We start from the raw sequence: 6,658 nt of genomic DNA, 5'->3' as shown, positions 1-6,658 counted from the left end.
AGCGGAGCGGGTGTACGAGGTGATGGACGAGCCGCTCCCGGTGCGCGAGCCCGGCCAGGCGTGGGGCGAGGAGCCGCGCGGCGGGCAGGGGCGGCGGGAGAAGCCGCGCGGCGGCCGGGCGTGGGGCGTGGAGCCGAGGTGCGGGCAGGGCGGCGGGAGGAGCCGCTCGGCGGCCAGGCGCGGGGCGCGGAGTCGGGCGGCTGCCAGGCGTGGGGCGAGGAGCCGCGCGGCGGGCAGGGGCGGCGGGAAGGGTCGCACGGCGGCCAGGCGCGGTGCGGCGAGGCGGATGGCGAGGAGACGTGGGGCGAGGAGCCGCCCGACACGCCGTATCCGCTGGTCCTGCGTGGGATCATCGCCCGCCACCCCGGGCAGGCCGCCCCCGCCCTGGACGGATTCGGTCTGGAGCTGCGGCCGGGGCACCGGGTCGCGGTCGTGGGTCCGTCGGGGGCCGGCAAGACCACCCTCGCCCAGGTGCTGCTCCGGTTCCTGGACCTCGAGGGTGGCACCTACACCCTGGCGGGCCGGAACGCCGCGGCGCTTGACGGGGACGCGGTGCGGCGGCTCGTCGGTCTCTGCGCGCAGGACGCGCACGTCTTCGACAGCTCGCTGCGCGAGAACCTGCGGCTGGCGCGCACCGGCGCGAGCGACGGCGAGCTTCGCGCGGCGCTGGCCGAGGCGCGGTTGCTGGACTGGGTGGACGGGCTGCCGGACGGCCTGGACACGCTGGTGGGCGAGCAGGGCGCACGGCTCTCCGGCGGGCAGCGGCAGCGGCTGGCGCTGGCCCGCGCGCTGCTGGCGGACTTCCCGGTGCTGGTGCTGGACGAGCCGGCCGAGCATCTGGACCTGCCCACGGCCGACGCCCTGACGGCCGACCTGTTGTCGGCGACCCGGGGACGTACCACCGTCCTGATCACGCACCGGCTGGCGGGCCTCGACGCGGTCGACGAGGTGATCGTGCTCGACGGGGGCCGGGCCGTGCAGCGCGGGACCTACCGGGAACTGGCCGCGGCGGACGGGCCGTTCCGCCGGATGCTGGAGCGCGAGGCCGCGGAGGGCGGCATCCTCGTGGGCGCCGGGCAGTCGGCCGACGGATAGCCCGGAACACCGCGTTCACCTGCGGCATTCATTAGGCTCGACGACATGGCGGCCGCTGCCTCCTCCCCCGACCCGATGGACCTGGCCGCGGAGACGATCCGCGGTCCGCGGGGGCTGTCCACCGAGCTCACGGCGCGGCTGCCGCGGCTGCTGGAGGCCATGCGCTCCCTCGGTACCGGGCCGGACCCGCACACCGTCCCGGACCCGCACACCGTCCTGGACCGGATCGTCCGCACCGCGGCCGAGCTGGTGGGCGCCCGCGGCGCCGGGATCGGGGTGCGCGAACCGGATGCGGACGCCGTCGGCGGGCAGGGCCTGACCGATGTGGTCACCTACGGCGAGACCGAGGCTGACCGGGAGCGCTGCGCGGCGCTGCTCGCCGGCGCACGGACACCGGCCCCCTGGCAGCAGGGCTTGTGTCTCACCGTCCCGCTCCGGGTCGGGGAGGAGGTCTTCGGCACCCTCTGTCTCGGTGGGAAGCGGGGCGGCGGTTCGTTCACCGCGTCCGATCGGCAGCTGGTCGAGGTGCTGGCGACCGAGGCGGGGATCGCCATCGGCCGCACCCGCGTCCAGGGGGCGGCCCGGCAGCGTGAGCGCTGGATCGAGGGGTCGGTGGCCGTCACCCATGCGCTGCTGTCCGGCGACGCCGGGGACGGCCCGGCCGTGGTCGCCGAAAAGGCCCGGGAACTCGCGGACGCGGCGGCCGGGATCGTGCTGCTGCCGGAGGACGGCGGCGAAGGGCTGACGGTCGTGGCGGTGGCCGCCGAGGAGCCGCCCGCGCTGCTCGGCGCGGTGCTCCCGGCCCGCTCCCCGGATGTGCCGGGGCTGCTGGCCGGGCGACCGGTCCTCATCGACGACCCGGCCGCCGATCCGCTGCTCGGTACCGGTGCCCCGGGGCGCTACGGGCCCGACATGCTGCTGCCGCTGAGCACCGGGGACCGGGTGCTCGGCGTGCTGGCCACCCCGCGTGAGCGCGGCGCCCGGCCGTTCACCGCCACCGAACGCGCCCTGGCCGCCCAGTTCGCGGCCCAGGCCGCGGTCGCGCTGGTGCTCGCCGAGGCACAGCGCGAGCGGGAGCGGAGCGCGGTCCTGGAGGAGCGCGACCGGATCGCCCGCGATCTGCACGACCTCGTTGTCCAGCGGCTCTTCGCGGCCGGGATGGTGCTGGAGAGCGCGGAGCGCACGTCGGACGCGCCGGAGGTGCGGGAGCTGATCGGGCGGGCCGCCGAGGAACTGGGCGCCGCCGTCCAGGAGGTGCGGACGGCGGTGTTCGCGCTGCAGCACGCCCCGCCGGAGACGCAGCCGCCGGCCGGGCTGCGCGGCCGGGTGCTGCGGGAGGTCGGGGCGGCCGCCGTGCCGCTGGGCTTCCAGCCGTCCCTGACCTTCGTGGGCCCGGTGGACTCCCGGGTCGGCGCGGTGACCGGCGACCATCTCGTCGCGGCGCTGCGCGAGGCCCTGTCCAACGCCTTCCGGCACGCACGGGCGAACCGGATCGAGGTGCTCGTGGACGCGACCGCGCGGCTCGCGGACGGCCGGCCGGGGGTGCGGCTGACGGTCGCGGACGACGGGGTGGGCATCCCCGCGGGCGGACGGCGCAGCGGTCTGACGAACCTGGTGCGACGGGCGGAGGCGCTGGGCGGGTCGAGCACGGTGGGCCCCGGCCTCGGCGAGGGCGGACGCGGTACGGCGGTGGTGTGGGAGGCGCCCCTGCGGGGAGAGGGCGGCTGACGGGGGCGCGCCTGTCGCCTGATACGGACCGTGGCGGTGGCCGCCGCCGTGGTCGCGGCGGCTGAGACGGCGGCGACGGCTGAGACGGCGGCGACGGTGCGCGTGGCTCGGTGTTGTGGGGTGGCCGGGGCGGTGGTGTGGGGCGATGGCCCCCGTGCGGTGATGCGGCGGCTGACCTGGTGTCAGGCATGGCTCACCTGGTGTTTCTGCGTGGCTGACCTGGTGCGTGCGTGGGTGGCCGGTGTGGTGGGGGTGGCTGAGATGGTGGTGTGGGGGTTGGTCCGGTGTGCTGGGTGGTGTGCGTGGTCCGGGGTTCTGGCATGGCCGCCACGGTGTCGGGGTCCGGCCGACGCCTTGCTACGGGGCGGCTGTTGTCGCCTGCCCGGCACAACGCCGCGTTGGCCTGGTGCGTGCGTGGGTGACCGGTGTCGTGGGGGTGGCTGAGATGGTGGTGTGGGGTCTGGCCCGGTGTCCTGGGTGGTGTGCGTGGTCCGGGGTTCTGGCATGGCCGCCACGGTGTCGGGGTCCGGCCGACGCCTTGCTACGGGGCGGCTGTTGTCGCCTGCCCGGCTCAACGCCTCACCTGCGCGGGCCAACTAGCGTCCCGTCAGCGTGCGGGGTGTGGTGACCGACGGTGGGATGAGCCTCGTGGGCCGCTCGGTCCTCTCCTGTCCCATCGCACTCCGCGACAGCTTCTCGGCCCGACGCGGGGAAGGAAGTCATGACGTGAACAGCCACAGTCCCACTCCCAAGCGATCCCGGACGCGCCGCCGGGTCCTCTTCGCCTCCGTCGCGGCGGCTGCCGCCGTCGGCAGCCAGTTGCTGACCATGGCCCCCACGGCTCAGGCGGATGACCCCGCGGGCGGCTTCGGCCGTCCGAAGCCGCCGAAGCCGCCGACCGTCATCCACGGGGTTCAGGAATTCACCGCGGACGGTACGTTCACGCCGCCCCCGGGGGTCACCTCGGTGCACATCCAGGCATGGGGCGCGGGCGGCGGTGGCGGCGGTGGTGGCGGTGGCAGCAGCAGCAACGTGGGCGGGCCCGGTGGTGGCGGCGGGTCCGGCGGTTTCACGTGGTGCGTGCTCCCGGTCACTCCGTTCGCCAGCTACGCGGTGGACCTGGGCACCGGCGGGACCGCCGGGACCGGCGGCCCCGGTGGGATCGCGGCTGGAACCGCAGGTACGGCCGGAGGGAACGGCACCGCGACGACGCTGGCCTCCATCAGCGGGACCGAGCTCACCGCGACCGGCGGTGGCGGTGGTGGCGGTGGGGGCGGCGCCACGACCGCCCCGGGCACCCCGGGAACTGCGGGCACCGGCGGCACCGGCAGCAACTGCAACAGCATCTATGCGGTCAACCGGACCGGTGAGAACGGCGAGTCCGGCGTCCTCGGCGGCGGCGAGGGCGGTGACGCGGTCGACGGCATCGTCCAGCTGCCGCCGACGAACAGCAGCGAGGGCGGCAACGGCGGCGGAGGGGGTGCCGCCGGTGTTGGCGGTACCGCCGGAGGCCGGGGCGGCAACGGCACCGGTGGCGGCAACGGCTACCTCGTCGTCTTCTGGTAAGCCGGGCTTCTGCTGAATCCGGTCAGCCACCGCCTCCGGCCGCGCGGCCGGAGGCGGTGGCTGACCGCTCACCGTGCCAGGATCCGCTCGATGACGGCGGCGACGCCGTCCTCAGTGTTGGCACCCGTGCGGTGGGAGGTCGCGGCGAGCACATCCGGGTGGGCGTTGGCCATCGCGTACGAGGTGCCCGCCCACATCAGCATCTCCAGGTCGTTGGGCATGTCCCCGAACGCCATGACCTCCTCGGCGGAGATCCCGCGCTGGGCGCAGCACCGGGCCAGGGTGCTGGCCTTGCTGACCCCGCGACCGCTGACCTCCAGCAGGGCGGAGGGGCTGGAGCGGGTGAAGTCGCCGTATGCCCCGGCCACCGAGCGGGCCAGCTGGAGGAAGGCGTCGGGCGCGAGTTCGCGGTGGTGGGCGAGCAGCTTGAGAACCGGCGTGCCGGCGTGGGCGAATCCGTCGTGGAGCAGCTTCTCGGCGGGGGCGATGATCGCGCCCGGGTCGAGGTGGAGGGGCGGGTACTGCGGTTCGTAGAAGATCCCGCCGCTGCGCTCGACCGCGAAGGACGTTCCGGGGGCCGCCTCCCGCAGCGTCTCCACGACGGCGAGGGCCCGGTCGGCGGCGAGCGGGCGGACCTCTATCGGCAGCCCGCCCTGGTGCAGATCGACCACGGCGGCGCCGTTGGCGCAGATCGCCAGGCCGTGGCCGTGCACATGGTCGCTGACGACATCCATCCAGCGGGCCGGGCGACCGGTGACGAAGAACACCTCGATACCCGCCCGCTCGGCCGCCGCGAGCGCGGCGACGGTGCGGTCGGAGACCGTCTTGTCGTCCCGCAGCAGGGTGCCGTCGAGGTCGGTGGCGATCAGCCGGGGCCGGGGCGGGGCGGGCCGGGAACGCTCGGTGGCCGGGGCGTTCGGCCGCTCGGTCGCAGGAGTCACGGCAACCATCCTCCCGCATATGCCGCTCCTCGGTGAGGGGCCGGTGCGTGGGTGCGGGTGCGAGTACGGCACCGCACCCCGGGCTCGGCACGGCATCCCGGGCACGTCCCGGGCTCGGCACGGCATCCCGGGCACGTCCCGGGCTTGGCCCCGCACCCCAGGCCCGTCCCGTGTCCCGGGTACGTCCCGGGTACAGTCCCGCGTCCCGGGTACGTCCCGGGTACGGCCCCGCACCCCAGGCCCGTCCCGGGTACGGCTCCGTACCCCAGGCCCGTCCCGGGTACGGCACCGCATCCGGGGGCCGTACCGCAGTCGGGAGATGGAGGGTACGCGCTGTCACAGTTGTCACACCCACCGCTTAGGCTCCCGGTATGCGAGTGAGCACCGTGATCCTGCCCGTCCACCGCTGGGCCGAGGGCGGCCGGGAGATATGGCAGCGCGCCGAGGAACTGGGCTTCCACGCCGCGTACACCTACGACCATCTGTCCTGGCGCAGTTTTCGCGACGGACCCTGGTTCGGGGCGGTGCCCACGCTGACAGCGGCCGCGGCGGCGACGTCGCGGCTGCGGCTGGGCACCATGGTCACCTCCCCGAACTTCCGGCATCCGGTGACGCTGGCCAAGGAGCTGATCACGCTGGACGATGTGTCCGGCGGGCGGATCGGGCTCGGCATCGGCGCGGGCGGCTCCGGCTTCGACGCGACGGCGCTGCTGCGCGGCGGCGAGGAGCCGTGGTCGCCGCGGGAGCGGGCGGACCGGTTCGGCGAGTTCGTCGCGCTGCTCGACCGGCTGCTGACGCATGACGTGGTGACGTACGAGGGCACGCACTACAGCGCGCACGAGGTGCGCAACATACCCGGCTGTGTGCAGCGTCCGCGCATTCCGTTCGCGGTGGCCGCCACCGGTCCGCGCGGGATGCGGCTCGCGGCGCGGTACGGCCAGGCGTGGGTGACCACGGGCGATCCGAAGATTTCCGAGACGGGCACCCCGGCCGATTCGCTGGCCGCCATCGGCGGTCAGATCGCGCGGCTGGGCGAGGCGTGCGAGGCGGACGGGCGGGGCCCCGACGACCTCGACCGGATCCTGCTCACCGGCTTCACCCCGGACGCCGGTCGGCCGCTGAGTTCGGTGGACGCCTTCGTGGACTTCGCCGGGCGCCATGCCGAGCTGGGCATCGACGAGATCGTGCTGCACTGGCCGATCCCCGGCTCGGTCTTCGCGGCCGACCTCGACGTCTTCGAGAAGATCGCCACGGAGGGAGCGGCACAGATCGCCTGATAAGCACTGTTCCATACCGGTAAGCGGCAGAATCGGGTATAGAGGCTTTGG

The 6,658-nt window shown here is 75.0% G+C and carries 4 protein-coding genes and 1 pseudogene; 4 read left to right on the top strand and 1 reads right to left on the bottom strand.

Translation table 11 applies throughout. From position 1 onward, the window contains the following. Nucleotides 1–315 precede the first annotated feature (315 nt). The 3 genes and pseudogenes from AXW62_RS30425 to AXW62_RS44935 all read left to right on the top strand — a co-directional run. Nucleotides 316–1,095: pseudogene (locus tag AXW62_RS30425) on the top strand (ATP-binding cassette domain-containing protein); the annotation flags it as partial. 45 nt (nucleotides 1,096–1,140) lie between these two features. Beyond that, nucleotides 1,141–2,823 (top strand): GAF domain-containing sensor histidine kinase, encoded by a 1,683-nt coding sequence (locus AXW62_RS30420; RefSeq protein ID WP_060947340.1) that lies wholly within the window; start codon nucleotides 1,141–1,143, stop codon nucleotides 2,821–2,823. A 726-nt stretch (nucleotides 2,824–3,549) separates the two neighbouring features. Further along, nucleotides 3,550–4,389, top strand: coding sequence for a hypothetical protein (locus tag AXW62_RS44935; protein ID WP_060947339.1), 840 nt, complete (start codon nucleotides 3,550–3,552; stop codon nucleotides 4,387–4,389). A gap of 68 nt (nucleotides 4,390–4,457) precedes the next feature. Here the strand turns inward: AXW62_RS44935 and AXW62_RS30410 are convergent, their stop codons facing one another. Next, nucleotides 4,458–5,339: an HAD hydrolase family protein gene (locus AXW62_RS30410; protein WP_060947338.1), complete on the bottom strand. Its 882-nt coding sequence runs from the start codon at nucleotides 5,337–5,339 to the stop codon at nucleotides 4,458–4,460. A gap of 362 nt (nucleotides 5,340–5,701) precedes the next feature. Between AXW62_RS30410 and AXW62_RS30405 the strand changes: the two genes are divergently transcribed. Further along, a complete protein-coding gene (locus AXW62_RS30405) occupies nucleotides 5,702–6,607 on the top strand; it encodes an LLM class flavin-dependent oxidoreductase (protein WP_060947337.1) in 906 nt (301 codons plus the stop codon). The last annotated feature ends 51 nt before the right edge of the window (nucleotides 6,608–6,658 follow it).

The sequence above is a fragment of the Streptomyces hygroscopicus subsp. hygroscopicus genome (assembly GCF_001553455.1).
Classification (GTDB): domain Bacteria; phylum Actinomycetota; class Actinomycetes; order Streptomycetales; family Streptomycetaceae; genus Streptomyces; species Streptomyces hygroscopicus.
The sequence above is the reverse complement of the archived record's forward strand: the minus strand, read 5'-3'. Positions and strand labels throughout refer to the sequence as shown.